Genomic DNA, 20,942 nt, shown 5'->3' on the forward strand with positions numbered 1-20,942 from the left:
CGTCCCATGGGGCGGTCACGCGTACGGGGTCCGCACTGCCGCGGGCGTGCCCCGGCGGGTAATCTCCGGAACATGTCCCGCCATGTCGCTGTCGTCACCGATTCCACGGCCTATCTGCCACAGCGGGCGATGGAGCGGCACCACATCACCGCCGTACCGCTCACCGTCGTCCTGGACGACGAGGCGCTCGAAGAGGGCACCGAGATCTCCGCCCGTTCCCTCGCGCAGGCCCTGCAGAAGCGCAGGCCGGTGACCACCTCGCGGCCCGGCCCCGAGGTCTTCGCGGCCGCCTACCGCGCGGCGGCGGAGGCGGGGGCGGAGGGCATCGTCTCGCTCCACCTGTCCGCCGAGTTCTCGGGCACGTACGACGCGGCGGTCCTCGCGGCGGCCGACGCGCCCGTGCCGGTGCGGGTCGTGGACACCGGCATGGTCGCCATGGCCCTCGGCTTCTGCGCGCTGGCCGCGGCGGAGACCGTGGACGCGGGCGGCACCCTCGACGAGGCCGTCGCCGCCGCCGAGAAGCGCGCGCAGGGCACGGTGGCGTTCTTCTACGTCGACACCCTCGACTACCTCCGCAGGGGAGGCAGGATCGGCGCCGCGCAGGCGCTGCTGGGTTCGGCGCTCGCGGTCAAGCCCCTGCTCCAGCTCGACGACGGCCGCATCGAGCTGCGGGAGAAGGTCCGTACGGCCTCCAAGGCCATCGCCCGCCTCGAGGAGATCGCCGTCGAGCGGGCGGGCGCCGCGCCCGTCGACATCGCCGTTCATCACCTGGCCGCCCCCGACCGCGCGACCCTCCTCGCGGACCGGCTGCGGGAGCGGGTGCCGGGGCTCGTGGAACTCCACGTCAGCGAGGTCGGAGCGGTCATCGGGGCACACACGGGGCCGGGGCTGCTGGGTGTGGTGGTCGCGCCCCGGTAGACGGGCGGAGCCCCTGATCAGGTGACGGGGTTATCCACAACTCGCCGGTTATCCACGGAATTTGAGCCGCTTCGGCGGGATCATGGAAACGCGCCTACGGTCATGACATGACTGATCACCGGAGCACCGCGACACTTGACCCCGCCGGTCCCACCGGTCCCGTCGAGCCTGCTGATCCCACTGATACCGCGCGCTCGGGCTCGCCGGGCGCGCGGGCCGCGAGCCTGTTCCCGGAACGGCCGGTCGGCCGCGGCGGTACGGACCCTCCCGATGTGGATGGGGCCACGGCGAACAGGTTCAAATCCAGGCAGATGAAGGGGAGTTGGCTGGCCGCCGTGGGGGATCGGCTGCCGATGTGGGTCCAACTCCGTTGCGGCGTCGAGCCGAAGACGCTCGCCGCGCTGGCGGTCGTGCTGGTCGCGGCGTGCGCGTTCGCCGCGTACCACTTCTGGGTGGGCCGGCCGCAGGCCGTGCGCGCGCCGGACCGGGAGGCGCCTGCCGCGATGGCCGCCGCCCCGAAGAGGGTCCCTTCCGGGGCGGCCCCGGCCGAGGCCACGGCCCGGGTGCCCGGTGGTGGTGTGGTGGTGGACGTGACGGGCAAGGTGCTGCGGCCCGGCATCCAGCGGCTGCCGCCCGGTTCGCGGGTCGTCGACGCACTGACCGCCGCCGGGGGCGCCCGGCCCGGTACGGATCTGGCGGGGCTCAACCGGGCCCGGCTGCTCATGGACGGCGAACAGATCGTGGTGGGCGCGTCACCGGCCCCCGCGGGCGCGCCCCCGCCCGGCGGGCCGGGTGCGGCGGGCGGCAGGCAGGCCGGTCCGATCAGCCTCAACTCCGCGACGGCGGAACAGCTCGACTCCCTCCCGGGCGTCGGCCCGGTCCTCGCCCAGCACATCGTCGAGTACCGCACCGAGCACGGCGGCTTCCGTTCCGTGGACGAACTCCGCCACGTCAACGGCATCGGCACCCGCCGCTTCAACGACCTCCGCACACTGGTCCAGCCATGACCCCGCCCGCCCCACTCCTGAACGCCCAGAGCGGGCAAAGCGTTCAGGGCACTCAGAGCACCCAGAACACCCAGAGCACTCAGGGCATCCAGGGTGACCTGCGCCTGGTCTTCCCCGCGGCCGCCGCGTGGGCAGCGGCGGCGGTGGCGCTGGTGACGGACGGGGCGACCGTCGCGGCCGCCGTGGTGCTGGCTGTGGTGACAGCATGCGTGCTGCTGGTGCGCGGAAGCAAAGGCCCGGCCGGTGCGCGGCGGGAGAACGGCCGAGGCCCGGGACCACGGGCTTCCGACCCGTACCGCGCGCGTGCGCGGTCACCGCTGAGGGAGGAGGGCCACCGTGGTCCGGGAACCCGGGCGCCCGACTCGGCTCGTCCTGGCGGACGTTCAGCCCGTCCGGCTCTTGAGGGCACGGCGCGGCAGCGCGGCCCGCGGCTCACCTCCCGCGCGGCGGAGCCACGAGCCGACGCGACCGGGGCCGACACGACCGGGGCCGACACGATCAGGGCCGACGCGACGGGGGCCGACACGATCAGGAAGGGGTGGGGCCGGGGAAAGGGCCTACGGACACGCACCGGGGTGGCAACCGCCGGGGCGGCGATACTGCTCTGCGCCGCGGCCGCTGCCACCTCCGCCGCCCTCACCGCGGCGGAGTCCCACCGCGGCCCGCTGCCGGCCCTGGCGAGCCACTACGCGGACGTCACCTTGGAGGCGACGGTCACGAGCGACCCCAGGTCCACCCGTCCCCACGTGCGGGGAGCGGCCCGCGCGCAACCCGTCGTCGTCGTGGAGGCCGAAGCCACCCGGCTCCTGGCCGGAAGCCGCGAGACGCGTGAGACGACGGTCCGCACGCCCGTCCTGCTGCTCGCCCACCCGTCCTGGCTGGGGCTGTTGCCCTCCACCAGGGTCAGGGTCGTGGGCAGGCTCGCCCCACCCGCCCGGGAGGGCGACCGCGTCGCGGCGGTCCTCCGCGTCAGCGGCCAGGGCCCGCCCACGGTCATCGAGGGGCCCAGCGCGGTCCAGCGGACGGCTGCCCGGCTTCGCGCGGGCCTCCGCTCCGCCACGGACGGCCTGGCCCCGGACGCCCGGGCGCTCCTCCCAGGGCTGGTGGTGGGCGACGTGTCACGCGTGCCGCCCGACCTCGAAGAGGCATTCCGGGCCACGGGCCTGACGCACCTGCTGGCCGTCTCCGGAAGCAACCTCGCGATCCTGATCACGGTGCTCATCGGCCCGTCCCATCTCGCCGCGCGCGCCGAACGCCGCGGGCTGGCCGCCCGGTTGGGGGTGCCCCTGCGGCTGACGGCGGCGCTGGGGGCGGTGCTGGTGCTGGGGTTCGTGGTGGTGTGCCGCCCCGAGCCAAGCGTGCTGCGGGCCGCCGCCTGCGGGCTGATCACCCTGCTGGCCATCGGTACGGGACGGCGCCGCAGCCTGCTCCCCGCCCTCGCGGCGGCCGTGCTGCTGCTCGTCCTCCACGACCCGTGGCTGGCCCGGAGTTACGGCTTCGCGCTGTCCGTCCTGGCCACCGGCGCCCTGATCACCCTGGCCCCGCGCTGGGGCGACGCGCTGCGACGGCGCGGGGTTCCGGCGCGAGCCGCGGAGGCGCTCGCCGCGGCCGCCGCGGCACAGGCCGTGTGCGGGCCCGTGATCGTCCTGATGGCGGCACGGGTGAGCCTGGTGGCGGTGCCCTGCAACCTTCTGGCGGAGCTGGCCATCACCCCGGCCACGGTACTCGGGTTCGCCGCCCTGGTCGCCGCGCCCCTCGCCCCACCGGTCGCCGAGGGCCTCGCCTGGCTCGCGGGCTGGCCCGCGTCCTGGGCCGCGACCGTGGCCCGTACCGGCGCGGACCTGCCCGGCGCGGAGCTCGGCTGGCCCGGCGGCCGACTCGGCGGGCTGCTGCTGGCCGTGGCCACCGCCGCGGCCGTGTTCGCCGCCCGCAAAGCGCTCCACCGCCCCTGGATCTGCGCGGCCTGCGCCCTGCTCCTGATGGTCGCGGTCGTCCGTCCGGTGCCCCTGACCCGGGCCGTCACCGGCTGGCCGCCTCCGGGCTGGCGCTTCGCGGCGTGCGATGTGGGGCAGGGCGACGCGTTGGTCCTCGCCGCGGGCGAGGGCTCCGCCGTGGTGGTGGACGCGGGCCCCGAACCCCGCGCTGTCGACCGGTGCCTGCGGACCCTCGGCGTGGAGCGGGTGCCGCTCCTGTTGCTCAGCCACTATCACGCCGATCACGTCGACGGCCTGCCCGGCGTGCTGCGCGGCCGGGCCGTCGGGGCGATCGAGACCACGCCGTTCGCGGAGCCGCCGGGCCAGGCGGCGTTCGTACGGCACGAGGCGGAGCACGCCCGGGTCCCGGTCGTCGAAGCCGCGCCGGGGGAGCGGCGGCGGCTCGGCGAGCTGTCCTGGGAAGTGCTGTGGCCGCCACCGGCGGGGGCGTCCGTGGCGGCGGAGGACGGCCCCAACGACGCCAGCGTGACCCTTCTGGTCCGGAGCGCCGGACTGACCCTGCTGCTTCTCGGCGACCTCGAACCACCCGCTCAGCAGGCCCTGTTGGAGGCCCGCCCCGATCTGCCGCCGGTGGACGTCCTCAAGGTCGCCCACCATGGCTCCGCCTACCAGGACCCCCAGCTGATACGGAGGCTCCGCCCACGGCTGGCCGTCATCTCGGTGGGCACGGGCAACCCGTACGGGCACCCGTCACCCCGTACGCTCGCCGCTCTCCAGGCCCAGGGCGCGACCGTCCTCCGTACGGACAGGGACGGCCCGGTGGCGGTGACCGGCGACGCGACGGCCTTCTCCCCGCCACGGCCCTTCCCGTGAAGCCGGGCCTTCCGTGAAGCGGGGCGGGCCGGCTTCCGCCCCGCCCTGCGGCGTCACTCCGTTTCGAGCCAGCCTTCGTACTCCTCGGCGAGCTCGCGCAGTGCGTCGGTGGCCAGTTTCCCGGCCGTGTCCTCGATGACGACCAGCCACTGGGCGTCCTCGGCGTCGTCCTCGCCCGCGAGGGCCTCGCGCACGACCTGCGGCTCCTCGTCCAGCCCGAAGCGCTGGGCCGCTTCGTCCACCACCTCGTCGGCGGCGTCGCGGTCGGGGAGCACCAGCAGGTGCCGTACGGGGTCGCCCGCATCGAAGGCGGGGGACGGCGAGGGGGACGGCGAGGAAGCCGGAGAAGAAGAGGAAACGCTGCTCACCCGCTCATTGTGCGGTATGCCCGGACGGCCGCGCGGGCGGGAGTGTCACCGGTGCGTGGGATGCTGGACGCGATGGCCAGGAAGACTGCAACCGACGACCTGCTCGCCCCCGTCACGCTCGCCGTGGGCCAGGAGGACCTCCTTCTCGACCGCGCCGTGCGCGAGGTGGTGACCGCCGCCCGTGCCGCCGACGCGGACACCGACGTACGCGACCTCACCTCCGACCAGCTCCAGCCCGGCACGCTGGCGGAGCTGACCAGCCCGTCACTGTTCGCCGAGCGCAAGGTCGTGATCGTGCGCAACGCGCAGGATCTGTCGGCCGACTCGGTCAAGGACGTGAAGGGCTACCTCGGCGCGCCCGCCGAGGAGATCACCCTCGTGCTGCTGCACGCCGGAGGCGCCAAGGGCAAGGGCCTGCTGGACGCGGCCCGCAAGGCCGGGGCCCGCGAGGTCGCCTGCCCCAAGATGACCAAGCCGGCCGACCGTCTGGCATTCGTGCGGTCGGAGTTCCGTGCCACCGGCCGCTCCGCGACCCCCGAGGCCTGCCAGGCCCTGGTTGACGCGATCGGCAGCGACCTCCGCGAGCTGGCGAGCGCCTGCGCCCAGCTCGTCGCCGACATCGAGGGCACTATCGACGCGTCCGTCGTGGCCCGCTACTACACCGGCCGCGCCGAGGCCTCCAGCTTCACCGTGGCCGACCGGGCCGTGGAGGGCCGGGCCGCCGAGGCACTGGAAGCCCTCCGCTGGTCGATGGCGACCGGCGTCGCCCCGGTGCTGATCACCAGTGCGCTCGCCCAGGGCGTCCGCGCCATCGGCAAGCTCGCCTCCGCGCCCCGGGGGGCCCGCCCGGGAGATCTGGCCCGTGACCTGGGCATGCCGCCGTGGAAGATCGACCGGGTGCGGCAGCAGATGCGCGGCTGGTCGGCGGACGGTGTCGCCGTGGCGCTGCGGGCCGTCGCGGAGGCGGATGCCGGGGTGAAGGGCGGCAGGGACGACCCGGAGTACGCCCTGGAGAAGGCCGTTGTCGCTGTCGCGAAAGCCGCACGGAGCGGCCGCCCGTAGCCCCGGGGCTCCGCCCCGGCTACGGACGCCTCCGCGGCACAGCGTCTCCCGAGGACCGAAGGCACAACACCCGGAGGCAGAAAGCCCGAAGGCCCCGTGCCCGCCCTGGGGAAGGGCTGGGCACGGGGCCTTCGAGTTTGTCGAGCGAGCCGTGAGGCTCATGTGCCGCGCGCGCGTGGCGAACGACCGCGTGCGGCGGGGAGCCGGAGCAGGGCGGTTGAGAGGGTCCGCATCCGCACCGGCGGGCCCGGGGCCAGGCCCCGGAAAGACTTCAGGCCTTGAGGGCCGCAGCCTGCTTGGCCAGCGCCGACTTCTTGTTGGCGGCGGCGTTCTTGTGCAGAACACCCTTGCTGGCGGCCTTGTCGAGCTTCTTGCCGGCCGCGGCAACGGCGGCGGTGGCCTTCTCGACGTCGCCGGCGAGCAGGGCCTCGCGAGCGGCGCGGACAGCGGTCTTGACCGAGGACTTGGCGGCCTTGTTGCGCAGGCGAGCCTTCTCGTTGGTCTTGTTCCGCTTGATCTGGGACTTGATGTTCGCCACGAAAGAGCCTTTTCAGGTTCGTCGGATTTCGATGAGTGCGCCCGCACCCGAGAGGGCACGAGGCACAGTGCTCCAGACTACCAGCAGGCTCTCCGGCCTCCCAAACCGGACCGTACCCGTCGCTCATGGGACCATGGAGGGGTCGTATACCCGACTCCCGCCGAGACTGGCGTTCCAGCGCCGAAGTCACCGAATGGATCCTGCGTGCCCGCGACCCCTACCAACGTGCCCGAGCCGAGCCGTACCGACCCGGCTCTGATCCGCAACTTCTGCATCATCGCGCACATCGACCACGGCAAGTCGACGCTCGCCGACCGGATGCTTCAGCTGACCGGCGTGGTCGACCAGCGGCAGATGCGCGCGCAGTACCTCGACCGGATGGACATCGAGCGCGAGCGCGGCATCACGATCAAGTCCCAGGCGGTCCGTCTGCCCTGGGCGCCCACCGAGGGCGAGGACCAGGGCCGGACCCACATCCTCAACATGATCGACACCCCGGGTCACGTCGACTTCACCTATGAGGTCTCGCGTTCCCTCGCCGCGTGCGAGGGCTGCATCCTCCTGGTGGACGCCGCCCAGGGCATCGAGGCGCAGACCCTCGCCAACCTCTACCTGGCGATGGAGAACGACCTCACGATCATCCCGGTCCTCAACAAGATCGACCTGCCTGCCGCCCAGCCCGAGAAGTTCGCCGCCGAGCTGGCGCACCTCATCGGCTGCGACCCCTCCGACGTGCTCAAGGTCTCCGCGAAGACCGGCGTCGGCGTGGACGCGCTGCTCGACAAGGTCATCGCCGAGGTCCCCGCCCCGGTCGGCGTCAAGGACGCCCCGGCCCGCGCGATGATCTTCGACTCGGTCTACGACTCCTACCGCGGCGTGGTCACCTACGTCAGGGTCGTGGACGGCGAGCTGAAGAAGCGCGAGCGCATCAGGATGATGTCGACCGGCGCCACCCACGAGCTGCTGGAGATCGGCGTCTCCTCGCCCGAGATGACGCCCTCCGACGGTCTCGGCGTCGGCGAGGTCGGCTACATCATCACCGGTGTGAAGGACGTCCGGCAGTCCAAGGTCGGTGACACGATCACCTCGTTCACCAACGGTGCCACCGAGGCCCTGGGCGGCTACAAGGACCCCAAGCCGATGGTGTTCTCCGGCCTCTACCCGCTGGACGGTTCGGACTACCCCGAGCTGCGCGAGGCGCTCGACAAGCTCCAGCTCAACGACGCCGCCCTGGTCTACGAGCCGGAGACCTCCGCGGCCCTCGGCTTCGGCTTCCGCGTCGGCTTCCTCGGCCTGCTGCACCTGGACGTCATCCGGGAGCGCCTGGAGCGCGAGTTCGGCCTGGACCTCATCGCCACCGCGCCCAACGTGGTCTACCGCGTCCTGATGGAGGACGGCACCGAGCACATCGTCACCAACCCGAGCGAGTTCCCCGAGGGGAAGATCGCCGAGGTGCACGAGCCGGTCGTCAAGTCGACCATCCTCGCCCCGAACGAGTTCGTCGGCGCGATCATGGAGCTCTGCCAGTCCCGCCGCGGCTCCCTGCTGGGCATGGACTACCTCTCCGAGGACCGCGTCGAGCTGCGCTACACCCTGCCGCTCGCCGAGATCGTCTTCGACTTCTTCGACCAGCTGAAGTCCAAGACCCGCGGCTATGCCTCCCTGGACTACGAGCCCACCGGTGAGCAGCAGGCCAGCCTCGTCAAGGTCGACATCCTGCTGCACGGCGACAAGGTCGACGCGTTCTCCGCGATCACGCACAAGGACAAGGCGTACGCGTACGGAGTGCGGCTCGTCGCCAAGCTGCGCGAGCTCATCCCGCGGCAGAACTTCGAGGTGCCGATCCAGGCCGCCATCGGCTCGCGGGTCATCGCCCGTGAGACGGTCCGCGCGATCCGCAAGGACGTCCTCGCCAAGTGCTACGGCGGTGACATCTCCCGTAAGCGGAAGCTGCTGGAGAAGCAGAAGGAAGGCAAGAAGCGGATGAAGATGGTCGGCAGCGTGGAGGTCCCGCAGGAGGCCTTCATCGCGGTGCTGTCCTCGGACTCCGACGGCGGGGAGAAGGGCAAGAAGTAGCCCGGCCCGGCAAGAGCGGTCCGACAGGAGCAGTCCGGCAGGAGCGGCCCGGCAAGAGCAGGAAGTAGTCGCGGCCCGACGGCGACAAGTCGCCGTCCGCTGTCCGGAAGCGCCCGTTCCCATGGGGGAGCGGGCGCTTTCCGTACCCGGAATGCCCCGGTCGGCTCGGGTGCGCGCAGCACACACCCGCCTCACTGGTCACAGCTTCGACAAGGCAACTACAGACCCTTACGCAGCCGCCATACGGGCTCTAGTCTGATCACTGCTTGGAAGGTTACTCGCGAGTCACCAGCAACGAATCGGGCCCCGGAGGACGCCGTGACCGAGACACAGGCTTTGATCGAGAACCGTCCGCCCTCCGTGGCGACGATCCTCGTCGAACGGGTCGAGGCGACCCCCGATGCCGAGGCGTACCGCTATCCGGTGCCCTCGCCGACCGGCGAGCGTCCCGACGGCTGGGCCTCGCTCACCTGGCGGGAGGCGGCCGACCGCATCTTCGCCATCGCCGCCGGGCTGATCGACCTGGGGGTGCGCCCCGAGGAGCGCGTCGCGCTCGCCGCCGCCACCCGGGTGGAGTGGATACTGGCGGACCTCGGAGTGCTCTGCTCCGGGGCGGCCACCACCACCGTCTACCCCAGCACCAACGCGGACGAGACGGCCTTCATCCTCGCCGACTCCGGCAGCCGGGTGCTGATCGCCGAGGACGCCGCTCAGCTCGCCAAGGCCCGCGAGCACCGCGCCGACCTGCCCGGACTCGTCCACGTCGTGGTGATCGACGCCGCGGACGCGGTCTCCGCCGAGGGCGACCCGGAGGGTTGGGTGCTCTCCCTCGCCGAGCTGGAGCGGCGCGGCGCCGCCCTCCTCAAGGAGCGGCCCGACGCGGTGCGGGACCGGATCGACGCCCTGCGCGCCGACCAGCTCGCCACCCTGATCTACACCTCCGGCACCACCGGCCGCCCCAAGGGCGTACGGCTGTCGCACGACTCCTGGTCGTACCTGGCGCGGGCCATCCAGGCGTCCGGGCTGGTGCGCTCCGACGACGTGCAGTACCTGTGGCTGCCGCTCGCGCACGTCTTCGGCAAGGTCCTCACCGTCAGCCACATCAGCACCGGGCACGTCACCGCGGTGGACGGGCGCGCGGACCGCATCGTGGAGAACCTCGGCGTCGTCCGGCCCACCTACATGGCCGCCGTGCCGCGCATCTTCGAGAAGGTCTACAACGGCGTCGCGGGCAAGGCGCGCGAGGGCGGCGGCGCCAAGTACAAGATCTTCCACTGGGCCGCCGAGGTCGCCCGCGAGTACGCCAAGGCATCCCAGGACAACTTCCGCCGCACCGGCAACGGGAGCGTCCCGTTCGGGCTCGCCGCCAAGCACAAGGTCGCCGACGCGCTCGTCTACACCAAGATCCGTGAGGCGTTCGGCGGCCGGCTGCGGGCCTGTGTCTCCGGCGCCTCCGCGCTCGCCCCCGATATCGGCTACTTCTTCTCCGGCGCGGGCATCCACATCCTGGAGGGCTACGGCCTCACCGAGACCAGCGCCGCCAGCTTCGTCAACCCGGGCGAGGCATACCGCACCGGCACCGTCGGCAAGCCGCTGCCCGGCACCGAGGTCCGGATCGCCGACGACGGCGAGGTCCTGCTGCGCGGTCCGGGCATCATGGCGGGCTACCACGGGCTGCCCGGGAAGACGACCGAGGTCCTGGAGTCCGACGGCTGGTTCCACACCGGCGACATCGGCGAGCTGTCCCCGGACGGCTATCTGCGCATCACCGACCGCAAGAAGGACCTGATCAAGACCTCGGGCGGCAAGTACGTGGCGCCCGCGGAGGTCGAGGGCCAGTTCAAGGCCGTGTGCCCGTTCGTCTCCAACATCCTGGTGCACGGCGCCGACCGCAACTACTGCACCGCCCTGATCGCCCTCGACGAGCCCACCCTCCTGGTCTGGGCGGCGGAGCACGGCCTCGGGGGCAGGCCGTACGCCGAGATCGTCGCCGCCGAGGAGACCGTGGAGCTCGTCGACGGCTATGTGAAGCGCCTCAACGAGGGCCTCCAGCGCTGGCAGACGATCAAGAAGTTCCGGCTGCTGCCGCGCGACCTCGACATCGAACACGGCGAGCTCACCCCGAGCCTCAAGCTCAAGCGGCCCGTCGTGGAGCGGCAGTACAAGGACCTGATCGAGGACATGTACGCGGGCGCCCGCGAGAGCTGAGCGGGCCCCGGCCGGGCGGAGGTCAGGGGTCCACCGGCCGATGCCGGACAATGGACCCATGCCTTCCGTACTGCCTGACGGCGAACCCATGCCCGAGGACGGGGCGCTGCCCCACCACGCCCTGGAGGGCGCCGGGCAGCGGCCGCTCGGCTTCTACCTGCACGTGCCGTACTGCGCGACGCGCTGCGGGTACTGCGACTTCAACACCTACACCGCGAGCGAGCTGCGCGGTTCCGGCGGCGCCCTGGCGTCCCGGGACAACTACGCCGAGACGCTGAGCCAGGAGATCCGCCTCGCGCGGAAGGCGCTGGGCGACGACCCGCGGCCCGTGGAGACCGTCTTCGTCGGCGGCGGCACGCCCACGCTGCTGCCCGCCGCCGACCTCGTCCGGATGCTGGGCGCGATCCGCGACGAGTTCGGGCTCGCCGAGGACGCGGAGATCACCACCGAGGCCAACCCGGAGTCCGTGGACCCCCGCTATCTGGCGGAGCTGCGGGAGGGCGGCTTCAACCGGATCTCCTTCGGCATGCAGAGCGCCCGGCAGCACGTGCTGAAGATCCTCGACCGCACGCACACCCCGGGCCGCCCGGAGGCGTGCGTCGCGGAGGCGCGCGCCGCCGGCTTCGACCACGTCAACCTGGACCTGATCTACGGCACGCCGGGGGAGTCGGACGACGACTGGCGGGCCTCCCTGGACGCGGCGATCGGTGCCGGCCCGGACCACGTCTCCGCGTACGCGCTGATCGTCGAGGAGGGCACCCAGCTCGCCCGCCGCATCCGGCGCGGCGAGGTCCCGATGACCGACGACGACGTGCACGCCGACCGCTACCTCATCGCCGAGGACATGCTCACGGCCGCGGGCTTCAGCTGGTACGAGGTCTCCAACTGGGCGACCGGCGAGGCCGGCCGCTGCCGTCACAACGAGCTCTACTGGCGCGGCGCGGACTGGTGGGGCGCGGGCCCCGGCGCGCACTCCCACGTGGGCGGCGTGCGGTGGTGGAACGTCAAGCACCCGGGCGCCTACGCGCAGGCCCTCAGCGAGGGCCGCTCCCCGGGCGCGGGCCGCGAGGTCCTGCCGGACGAGGACCGGCGCGTCGAACGCATCCTGCTGGAACTGCGGCTGATCGACGGGTGCCCTCTGTCGCTGCTCAAGCCCGCGGGCGCGAAGGCGGCGGCGAAGGCACTGGCGGACGGCCTGCTCCAGGCCGAGCCGTACGAGGCGGGGCGCGCGGTGCTGACGCTGCGGGGGCGGTTGCTGGCGGATGCGGTGGTGCGGGGTCTGGTGGACTGATCGCCTGTTCAGGTGAACTGACGCGCACAAGGCGTGTGCTTGCCCGGCTTCTTCGTAGGCTGAGGGGCAATGCACGCGGTGGATGTGGAGGGCCACGGAGATGACCGCTGTGTACGAAGTGTACGAACGAATCATGGCTGTGTTCGAGAAGCACCCCGAGGTATTTGGGGGGTACAAGATCGAGTTGTTGCGGGGGGAAATCGTGATGATGGCGGGGCCCGACTGGGTTCACAACGACATCGTGGAGCTGGTGCGGGATCAGATTCCGGGCGCCCAGTGGCAACGGAAAACCACGCAGGACATCGCGATTCCGGGTGAGTCGAGCGAGCCTCAGCCGGACCTCGTCGTTATTGAGCGTGAGGCTTTCCAGGGGCCAGGGCGCGTGGTTCCTGCCGGGGCAGTCACCATGCTCCTCGAAGTTGTCTCGAAGACCAGCGGCCTCCGTGACTACGAGCTCAAGCCCTCCATGTATGCGGCCGGGCAGGTACCCGCCTACCTGATCGTGGACCCGTTCGAAGCTTGCTGTGTACTTCTTACCGAGCCGACCGGCGTGGGCGAAGAGGCGGTGTACCAGACCAGGCGGACTTCCAAGTTCGGAGATCCGGTGCCCATCAAGGTGCTCGACTTGACCTTGGAGACGTCCGGGTTCAAGACGCAGGCCCGCTAAACAGTCGGCACCGTCACAAAATCGATCAACTCCTCCACCCGCCCCAGCAATTCCGGTTCCAGGTCCTTGTAAGACCTGACCGACCCCAGAATCCGCTGCCAAGCGGCCCCGGTGTTGACCGGCCACCCCAGCGCCCGGCACACCCCCGACTTCCAGTCCTCCCCCCGAGGCACCCGCGGCCACCCCGTGATCCCCACCGACGACGGCTTCACGGCCTCCCACACGTCGATGTACGGGTGCCCCACCACCAGGACGTTCCCGTCGGTGACGGAAGCCGCGATCCGGGACTCCTTCGAGCCCGGCACCAAGTGGTCGACCAGTACGCCCAGTCGGGCATCCGGGCCCGGCGCGAACGACCGCACGATCGACGGAAGATCGTCGATGCCCTCCAGGTACTCCACGACCACGCCCTCGATGCGCAGGTCGTCACCCCACACCCGCTCCACGAGCTCCGCGTCGTGGCGCCCCTCCACATAGATGCGCCCGGCGCGTGCGACGCGCGCCCGCGCCCCCGGGACGGCGATCGAGCCGGAGGCCGTACGGGCCGGGCCCTGCGGCGCGCTCGGGCCCGTGGGGCGTACGAGGGTGACGACGCGCCCTTCCAGCAGGAAGCCGCGCGGCTCCATCGGGAAGACCCGGTGCTTCCCGAACCGGTCCTCCAGGGTGACCGTGAGCCCCTGTGCCGTCTTCTCGCAGCGGATCACCGCCCCGCAGAAGCCCGTGGTGACCTCCTCGACCACGAGGTCGGCCTCGGCGGCCACCTCGGGGGCGGGGGCGGTCTTCTTCCACGGAGGGGTCAGATCAGGGCCGTAGTGTCTGCTGCGCATGGGTGTCATCCTGTGGGGCGGGCGTCGGGTCTAGGCCGGGGGCCCGGGGTTGTCCCCCGGGAAAACGCAGCCAGGGAGGCCGGATCGGGTCCGTACTCTCCGCTGCGCATGCGCGCCATTGTGGATCAAGATCGCGCGGGACTCACGACACGCCGAAGCGCAGCGCCAGCGCGTCCCGCTGCCTCCGTACGAAGCCCGCGTCCACCACCGCCCCGTGCCCCGGTACGTACAGCGCGTCCTCGCCGCCCAGTGCCAGCAGCCGGTCCAGTGCCGCGGGCCACTGCCGGGGGAGGGCGTCCGGTCCCGCCTGTGGTTCGTCCGACTCCTCCACCAGGTCACCGCAGAAGACGACCTCCGGCGCCCCGCCCGCGCCCGCCACGAGGACCGCCAGATCGTGTGCCGTGTGCCCCGGCCCCACGTTGGCCAGCAGCACCTGCCGGTCGCCCAGATCGAGCGTGAGCTCGCCCGAGACCGGGTGGTGCGGCCGTACGAGCAGGTCGGCGGCCTCGGCGGCGGCCGTCGGGTCGGCTCCGTGCCGTACGGCGTCCCGCCCCAGCTCCTCGCGCTCGCGGAGCAGCAGTTCGGCGAGGCCGACGGCCCCGTACACCTGCGCCCCCGAGAACACGGCGGTGCCGAAGACGTGGTCGAAGTGCGGGTGCGTGAGAGCGATATGCGTCACGTCGCGGCCGGTGAGCTCGCGTACCTCCCGCCGGACCTCGGCGCCCTCCGGCACGCTCGCCCCGGTGTCCACCAGCAGCACGCCCGCGGACCCCGCGACCACGCCGATCGTCGCGTCCCACCCGGGCATTCTGCGGCGGGCGACCCCCGGCGCGAGCCGCTCCCAACGCGTTGTTCCCTCATGGCTCTCCATACCCGGACGCTAGCCGGAGCGCGGTACGGTTGCCCGCTCGACGTGCGCGCGGCGGCGGTGTGCGCGGGCGCACGGCACGACGGCTCTTGCCCTCGTCGCGGTGCGCGGCCGTACACTGGCTGAAGGGATCTGGCACTCGTGACCATGGAGTGCCAGGGAAGGGCCCCGTGAGACGGCTGGACTGGAGGTGCGCGATGCTGAGCGAACGCAGGCTCGAAGTGTTGCGCGCCATCGTCCAGGACTATGTGGGCACCGAGGAGCCGGTCGGCTCCAAGGCCCTCACCGAGCGGCACCGCCTCGGCGTGTCCCCGGCCACGGTGCGCAACGACATGGCCGCGCTGGAGGACGAGGGCTTCATCGCCCAGCCCCATACGAGCGCGGGCCGTATCCCGACCGACAAGGGGTACCGCCTCTTCGTCGACAAGCTCGCGGGCGTCAAGCCCCTGTCGACGCCCGAGCGGCGCGCCATCCACAACTTCCTCGACGGCGCCGTCGATCTCGACGACGTCGTGGGCCGTACGGTCCGGCTGCTCGCGCAGCTGACCCGGCAGGTCGCGGTGGTGCAGTACCCCTCGCTGACCCGGTCGACCGTGCGTCATGTGGAGCTGCTCTCACTGGCTCCGGCGCGGGTGATGCTGGTGCTGATCACGGACACCGGCCGGGTCGAGCAGCGCATGGTCGACTGCCCGGCGCCGATCGGCGAGACCACGCTGGCGGATCTCCGGGCGCGGCTCAACAGCCGGGTCGTGGGGCACCGGTTCTCGGATGTGCCGCAGCTCGTGCAGGACCTCGCCGACTCCTTCGAGCAGGACGACCGAGGAACCGTTTCCACGGTCCTCGCGACGCTGCTGGAGACCCTGGTCGAGGAGACCGAGGAGCGGCTGATGATCGGCGGTACCGCCAATCTCACCCGCTTCGGGCATGACTTCCCGCTGACGATCCGGCCGGTGCTGGAGGCGTTGGAGGAGCAGGTCGTGCTGCTCAAGCTGCTCGGCGAGGCCAAGGACTCGGGCATGACGGTGCGGATCGGTCATGAGAACGCTCATGAGGGTCTCAACTCCACATCCGTCGTCGCCGTCGGCTACGGTTCGGGCGACGAGGCAGTCGCCAAACTCGGCGTGGTCGGACCGACCCGCATGGACTACCCCGGAACGATGGGAGCGGTACGCGCAGTGGCACGTTACGTCGGACAGATCCTGGCGGAGTCGTAAGTGGCCACGGACTACTACGCGGTCCTGGGCGTACGGCGCGATGCCTCGCAGGACGAGATCAAGAAGGCTTTCCGCCGCCTCGCCCGCGAGCTGCACCCGGACGTGAACCCGGACCCGAAGACGCAGGAGCGGTTCAAGGAGATCAACGCCGCTTACGAGGTGCTCTCGGACCCGCAGAAGAAGCAGGTCTACGACCTCGGCGGCGACCCGCTCTCCGCGAACGGCGGTGGCGGTGGCGCCGGTGGCTTCGGCGCCGGCTTCGGCAACTTCTCCGACATCATGGACGCCTTCTTCGGGCAGACGTCGCAGCGCGGTCCGCGCTCGCGTACGCGCCGTGGCCAGGACGCCATGATCCGTCTCGAAGTCAGCCTGCCCGAGGCCGCGTTCGGGACCACCAAGGAGATCCAGGTCGACACCGCCGTCGTCTGCACCACGTGCAGCGGCGAGGGCGCGGCCCCCGGCACCTCCGCGCAGACCTGTGACATGTGCCGCGGCCGTGGCGAGGTCTCGCAGGTCACCCGGTCCTTCCTCGGCCAGGTCATGACCTCCCGGCCCTGCCCGCAGTGCCAGGGCTTCGGCACCGTGGTGCCGACCCCGTGCCCGGAGTGCGCCGGTGACGGCCGCGTCCGTTCGCGGCGCACCCTGACGGTGAAGATCCCGGCCGGTGTCGACAACGGCACCCGCATCCAGCTGGCGGGCGAGGGCGAGGTCGGCCCCGGCGGCGGCCCCGCGGGCGACCTCTATGTGGAGATCCACGAGACCCCGCACCCGACCTTCCAGCGGCGCGGCGACGACCTGCACTGCACGGTCACCCTCCCGATGACGGCCGCGGCCCTCGGCACCAAGGTGCCGCTGGAGACCCTGGACGGCGTCGAGGAGATCGACATCCGTCCGGGCACCCAGTCCGGCCAGTCGATCCCGCTGCACCAGCGCGGCGTCACGCATCTGCGCGGCGGCGGCCGCGGTGACCTCATCGTCCACGTCGAGGTCATCACGCCGAACAAGCTCGACCCCCAGCAGGAGGACCTCCTCCGCCAGCTCGCGAAGCTGCGCAACGAGGAGCGTCCGATGGGCGAGTTCAAGCCGGGGCAGCAGGGTCTGTTCTCGCGCTTGAAGGATGCGTTCAACGGGCGGTAGGCGCTCGGCCGGGGGTCCGGGGGTTGGCTCCCCGGGTGAGCGCGGTAAGCCGGGGCAGCAGGGTCTGTTCTCGCGCTTGAAGGACGCGTTCAACGGCCGGTAGGCGTTCGGCCCGGGGTGCCCCGAGCGCTGTCGGCGGCTGTCGGCACCTGCTCGGGGTGCCCCGGGTGCCGTTCGGCGAGGAGATTCCCCGCGTCCCACGATCGCGTGACACGATGTGGTCGTGACTCCTCCCCCACGGCCGACGCCGGGGGGCTTCCCCCTCGGCCCGGTGGCCGAGACGCGGGCAAGCCCTGCCCGCCGCCCGAAGGCAGTCCACCGGCGCGGCCGGCGGCGATGCTCCGTGGCGCAGAATTCGAGGATGCGGTTCCGCCGCACCGGTTGTCGCCGGTGACCCCCGCGCAAGGAGATCCGATGGCTTCTGACACCCGGGGTGACACCGCGCTCACCGGACTGTTCCGGCATCCCGTCGTGCAGGCCCCCATGGCAGGCGGTGCTGCCGGCCCGGCGCTGGCCGCCGCGGTCTCCGACGCGGGCGGCCTCGGCTTCCTGGCCGCGGGCTACAAGACCCCCGCCGCCATGTACGAGGAGATCAAGCAGCTCCGCGCCCGTACCGCCGCGCCCTTCGGCGTGAACCTCTTCATGCCGCAGCCCCCTGCCGCCGACCCCGCCGCCATCGAGGTCTACGCCGAGCAACTCGCCGGTGAGGCCACCTGGTACGAGACCCCGCTCGGCGACTGGTGCCAGGGCGGTGACGACGCCTACGACGCCAAGCTCGCGATCCTTCTCGACGACCCGGTCCCGGTGGTCTCCTTCACCTTCGGCTGTCCCGCCGCCACGGCCCTGACGGCCCTCGCCGGGGCGGGCACGACCACCGTCGTCACCGTCACCTCCGCCGCCGAGGCGCGCGCCGCCGAACTGGCGGGCGCGGACGCGGTCTGCGTCCAGGGCGTCGAGGCCGGCGGCCACCAGGGCACCCACCGCGACGACCCGCACCTGGACGGCGCGGGCGCGGGCGCCGGTCTGCTGACGCTGCTCGCGGAGGTCCGCGAGACCGTGCGCATCCCGATGATCGCCGCGGGCGGGCTGATGCGCGGCGCCCAGATCGCCGCCGTGCTCGCCGCGGGCGCCCGCGCCGCGCAGCTCGGCACCGCCTTCCTGGTCTGCCCGGAGTCGGGCGCGCACGCCGTCCACAAACAGGCCCTGACCGACCCGCTGTTCGTCGGCACCGAGCTGACCCGCGCCTTCTCCGGCCGCCCGGCCAGAGGTCTGGTGAACCGTTTCCTCCGGGAGCACGGCCCGTACGCCCCGGCCGCGTACCCGCAGGTCCACTATCTGACGGCGGGTCTGCGCAAGGCGGCCGCGGCGGCGGGGGATCCGCAGGGCATGAACCTCTGGGCGGGCCAGGGCCACCGGCTGGCCCGGGAGCTGCCCGCCGGGCGGCTGGTCGAGGTGCTGGCCGCCGAACTGGAGGCGGCGCGGAGCGCGTTGGCGGACTGCGACGCGGTGGGGGACCGCAGCGCGGTTGCGGACCGTGGTGCGGTGGGGGATTGGCCGGGGGGCAGCGAATTGCGAGGGAGCGAGTCATGACAGCGCCGGTCTTCCTGGTCGAGGAGGGTGCCCTTACGGGTGTCTTCCCCGGTACGGTCTTCCCGCTCGGCGGCCCCGAGGGGCGGCACGCCGTCTCCGTCCGCCGGCTGCGCGTCGGCGAGGAGATCGTCCTGACGGACGGCGAGGGCACGGGGGCGTTCGGCACCGTGGCCGCCGTCGAGGGCAAGGACCGCCTCGACGTCGCGGTCACCTCGGTGCGTTCCGAGCCCCTGCCGGAGCCGCACATCACCGTCGTCCAGGCCCTGCCGAAGGGCGACCGTGGCGAGCTCGCCGTGGAGACCATGACCGAGACGGGCGTCGACGCGATCGTCCCCTGGGCGGCGTCCCGCTGCATCACCCAGTGGAAGGGCGAGCGCGGCACGAAGGCGCTGAACAAGTGGCGGGCGACGGCACGCGAGGCGGGCAAGCAGTCCCGCCGCCTCCGCTTCCCCCCGGTGTCCGACCTGCTGACGACCAAGCAGATCGCCACGCTCCTCGCGGACGCGTCGTTCGCGGCGGTCCTGCACGAGGAGGGCGGCAGCGCGCCCCTCGCCACCGCGGAACTCCCGCCGACGGGCAACATCGTCCTGGTGGTGGGCCCGGAGGGCGGCGTCTCGCCCGAGGAACTCGCGGTCTTCGCCGAGGCGGGCGCGAAGCCGTACCGCCTGGGCGCGAGCGTGCTGCGCACGTCCACGGCGGGTACGGCGGCCACGGCGCTGCTGCTGGGCCGGACGGGCCGCTGGTCGTGACGGCCTGAGCGGGGAAGGGGCGTCCGGCACGTCCTGACGGGCGGGGGAGTGCCGACGTGAGGCAGAGCGTGAGACAGAACGTTTTGGGGACGTATTACTCATGTCGCAGTTCCATGCCCGGGAGTACGAGCGCCTGCTCGACCTCTCCGTCGCGATCCTCGAATGCGAGGACCCTGAGTCGCTCCGGCATGTGCTGGCGGCCCACTTGCTGGAGGCCTTCGGGTGCGGCACGGTGATCTTCGCCCGGCTCGACGCGCCGGGGCGGATGGGCCAGGCCGACGGGTGGGCGCCCGCCTCGCTCGGTTCGTCCCTGGACGACCTGGTCCGGCGGCGGGCGCGACAGCAGCACCCCCTGATCGCGTACCTCGCCGCCGACGAGCGGGCCCCGGTGACCATGTACCGGCTCCGCGACGACTGGCGCAACACGCAGTGCTTCAGCGAGGCGCACCGGGACTACGGGACGACCCAGCAACTGGGCCTGCCGCTCCCGGCCGAAGGGCGCGTCCTGCGTGCCGTTTCCCTGGGCCGCAAGGGATCGGACTTCAGCGAGCACGAACTCGCCTTCGCCGCGCGGATCCAGCCGCTGCTCGTCAGCGCCGACAAGCACATCCGTGAACTGCGGCGCCTGCGCGCCTCGGTGCCGCCGTCCGACCCGGCGGCGACGGCCGCGCAGGCCGGTCTGACACCCCGCGAACACACGGTGCTCGGCCTGCTCGCCGAGGGCCTGACCGCGGGCGGCATCGGCCGCCGCCTCGCGATCTCCCCCCACACGGTCAACCGCTACACCGAGAAGATCTACCGCAAACTGGGCACGAACAACCGGGTGTCCACGGTGGTGCTGGCCCGGCAGGCGGGGCTGGTGCCCTAGGGGTTCACGTGCCCGAAGGTGTCCGGCACCGGCAGCGTGGCCCACCGGGGTATCGGCCAGCCCACCACGACGGCGCGGCCGATCACGTTCCCCACGGGCACGAAGCCGCCGGTCTTCTCGTGGACATGGGCGCGCGAGTCCCAGGAGTCGTTGCGGTGGTCGCCCATCACCCACAGGTGGTCCTTGGGGACCTTGACCGTGCCCACGGGATAGTTGTCGCACGGGGTGGAACCCGGGTAGATGTACGGCTCGTCGAGCGCCGTGCCGTTGACCTTGACCGGCGCGCCACGCTTGCACTCCACCGTGTCCCCGCCGACCGCGATGACCCGCTTGATCAGGTCCTTCTCCTCGGCGGACGGCATCAGCCCGATGAAGCTCAGCGCCTTCCGTACGGCGTTCGGCTCGGGGTTCCGCTCGCCGTCCATCCAGCCGCCCGGGTCGCGGAAGACGACCACCTCGCCGCGCTGCGGCTCGGAGCCGAACCACGGGGTCAGCTTGTCCACCAGAACCCGGTCGCCCGGCTTCAGGGTGTTCTCCATCGAGCCCGACGGGATCGAGAACGCCTGCACCAGGAACGTCTTGATGAACAGCGAGAGCAGCAGCGCGATGCCGAGGAGAAGCGGCAGTTCCTTCCACCACGGGAGCTTCGCCCGCTCACTCCGTCCACGCCGCCACCACGGACGCCGCTCCGTCGGCGCCGTCGCCACGTCGTCGGCCATCGATGACCCCTCTCATGCCGTGCCGGGA

Annotated in this window: 18 protein-coding genes; 13 read left to right on the top strand and 5 right to left on the bottom strand. The window is 72.2% G+C overall.

Going from position 1 to position 20,942, the window contains the following annotated elements; all coding sequences use genetic code 11:
• Positions 1–72: 72 nt before the first annotated feature.
• From ACWD4A_RS13910 to ACWD4A_RS13920, 3 genes are all read left to right on the top strand, one after another.
• Positions 73–918 (top strand): DegV family protein, encoded by an 846-nt coding sequence (locus tag ACWD4A_RS13910; RefSeq protein ID WP_451193403.1) that lies wholly within the window; start codon positions 73–75, stop codon positions 916–918.
• A 353-nt stretch (positions 919–1,271) separates the two neighbouring features.
• A complete protein-coding gene (locus tag ACWD4A_RS13915) occupies positions 1,272–1,925 on the top strand; it encodes a helix-hairpin-helix domain-containing protein (RefSeq protein WP_451193405.1) in 654 nt (217 codons plus the stop codon).
• Between the two features lie 86 nt (positions 1,926–2,011).
• Positions 2,012–4,732, top strand: a complete 2,721-nt coding sequence (locus tag ACWD4A_RS13920) for a ComEC/Rec2 family competence protein (RefSeq protein WP_451193527.1) — start codon at positions 2,012–2,014, stop codon at positions 4,730–4,732.
• 53 nt (positions 4,733–4,785) lie between these two features.
• Here the strand turns inward: ACWD4A_RS13920 and ACWD4A_RS13925 are convergent, their stop codons facing one another.
• Entirely contained in the window at positions 4,786–5,013 is a 228-nt protein-coding gene (locus tag ACWD4A_RS13925) for a hypothetical protein (protein WP_451193529.1), read from the bottom strand.
• A gap of 159 nt (positions 5,014–5,172) precedes the next feature.
• Between ACWD4A_RS13925 and holA the strand changes: the two genes are divergently transcribed.
• Entirely contained in the window at positions 5,173–6,162 is a 990-nt protein-coding gene (gene holA, locus ACWD4A_RS13930; protein ID WP_451193407.1) for a DNA polymerase III subunit delta, read from the top strand.
• 271 nt (positions 6,163–6,433) lie between these two features.
• Here holA and rpsT read toward each other — a convergent pair whose 3' ends face one another.
• Positions 6,434–6,700 carry a 30S ribosomal protein S20 gene (rpsT, locus tag ACWD4A_RS13935; RefSeq protein WP_451193409.1) on the bottom strand — a complete coding sequence of 89 codons (267 nt, stop codon included), beginning with the start codon at positions 6,698–6,700 and terminating at the stop codon, positions 6,434–6,436.
• 204 nt (positions 6,701–6,904) lie between these two features.
• Between rpsT and lepA the strand changes: the two genes are divergently transcribed.
• The 4 genes from lepA to ACWD4A_RS13955 all read left to right on the top strand — a co-directional run bounded on the left by lepA (position 6,905) and on the right by ACWD4A_RS13955 (position 12,942).
• Positions 6,905–8,776 (top strand): translation elongation factor 4, encoded by a 1,872-nt coding sequence (gene lepA, locus ACWD4A_RS13940; RefSeq protein WP_451193411.1) that lies wholly within the window; start codon positions 6,905–6,907, stop codon positions 8,774–8,776.
• Positions 8,777–9,094: 318 nt separating this feature from the next.
• On the top strand, positions 9,095–10,984 hold the full coding sequence (locus tag ACWD4A_RS13945; RefSeq protein WP_451193414.1) for an AMP-dependent synthetase/ligase: 1,890 nt from the start codon (positions 9,095–9,097) through the stop codon (positions 10,982–10,984).
• Positions 10,985–11,042: 58 nt separating this feature from the next.
• Positions 11,043–12,275 carry a radical SAM family heme chaperone HemW gene (gene hemW / locus ACWD4A_RS13950; protein WP_451193416.1) on the top strand — a complete coding sequence of 411 codons (1,233 nt, stop codon included), beginning with the start codon at positions 11,043–11,045 and terminating at the stop codon, positions 12,273–12,275.
• Positions 12,276–12,375: 100 nt separating this feature from the next.
• On the top strand, positions 12,376–12,942 hold the full coding sequence (locus ACWD4A_RS13955; RefSeq protein ID WP_451193418.1) for a Uma2 family endonuclease: 567 nt from the start codon (positions 12,376–12,378) through the stop codon (positions 12,940–12,942).
• On the opposite strand, the gene ACWD4A_RS13960 is transcribed toward ACWD4A_RS13955, so the two are convergent.
• Entirely contained in the window at positions 12,939–13,769 is an 831-nt protein-coding gene (locus ACWD4A_RS13960) for a DUF3097 domain-containing protein (protein ID WP_451193420.1), read from the bottom strand. The genes ACWD4A_RS13955 and ACWD4A_RS13960 overlap by 4 nt on opposite strands.
• 142 nt (positions 13,770–13,911) lie before the next feature.
• Positions 13,912–14,640, bottom strand: a complete 729-nt coding sequence (locus ACWD4A_RS13965) for an MBL fold metallo-hydrolase (protein WP_451193421.1) — start codon at positions 14,638–14,640, stop codon at positions 13,912–13,914.
• A 194-nt stretch (positions 14,641–14,834) separates the two neighbouring features.
• On the opposite strand from ACWD4A_RS13965, the gene hrcA reads away from it, so the two are divergent.
• The 5 genes from hrcA (at position 14,835) to ACWD4A_RS13990 (ending at position 20,195) form a co-directional block, all read left to right on the top strand.
• Complete coding sequence (hrcA, locus tag ACWD4A_RS13970; protein WP_451193531.1) at positions 14,835–15,851, top strand: heat-inducible transcriptional repressor HrcA; 1,017 nt, start codon at positions 14,835–14,837, stop codon at positions 15,849–15,851.
• On the top strand, positions 15,852–16,988 hold the full coding sequence (dnaJ, locus tag ACWD4A_RS13975) for a molecular chaperone DnaJ (RefSeq protein ID WP_451193423.1): 1,137 nt from the start codon (positions 15,852–15,854) through the stop codon (positions 16,986–16,988).
• A 414-nt stretch (positions 16,989–17,402) separates the two neighbouring features.
• On the top strand, positions 17,403–18,578 hold the full coding sequence (locus ACWD4A_RS13980) for a nitronate monooxygenase (protein WP_451193425.1): 1,176 nt from the start codon (positions 17,403–17,405) through the stop codon (positions 18,576–18,578).
• Positions 18,575–19,327, top strand: a complete 753-nt coding sequence (locus ACWD4A_RS13985) for a 16S rRNA (uracil(1498)-N(3))-methyltransferase (protein WP_451193426.1) — start codon at positions 18,575–18,577, stop codon at positions 19,325–19,327. Before ACWD4A_RS13980 ends, ACWD4A_RS13985 begins: the two co-directional genes overlap by 4 nt.
• Before the next feature lie 100 nt (positions 19,328–19,427).
• Positions 19,428–20,195, top strand: coding sequence for a response regulator transcription factor (locus ACWD4A_RS13990; protein ID WP_451193428.1), 768 nt, complete (start codon positions 19,428–19,430; stop codon positions 20,193–20,195).
• Here ACWD4A_RS13990 and lepB read toward each other — a convergent pair.
• Entirely contained in the window at positions 20,192–20,914 is a 723-nt protein-coding gene (lepB, locus tag ACWD4A_RS13995) for a signal peptidase I (protein ID WP_451193430.1), read from the bottom strand. The two genes, ACWD4A_RS13990 and lepB, sit on opposite strands and share 4 nt — an antisense overlap.
• Between the last annotated feature and the right edge of the window lie 28 nt (positions 20,915–20,942).

The sequence above is a fragment of the Streptomyces sp. NPDC002537 genome (genome assembly GCF_053594975.1).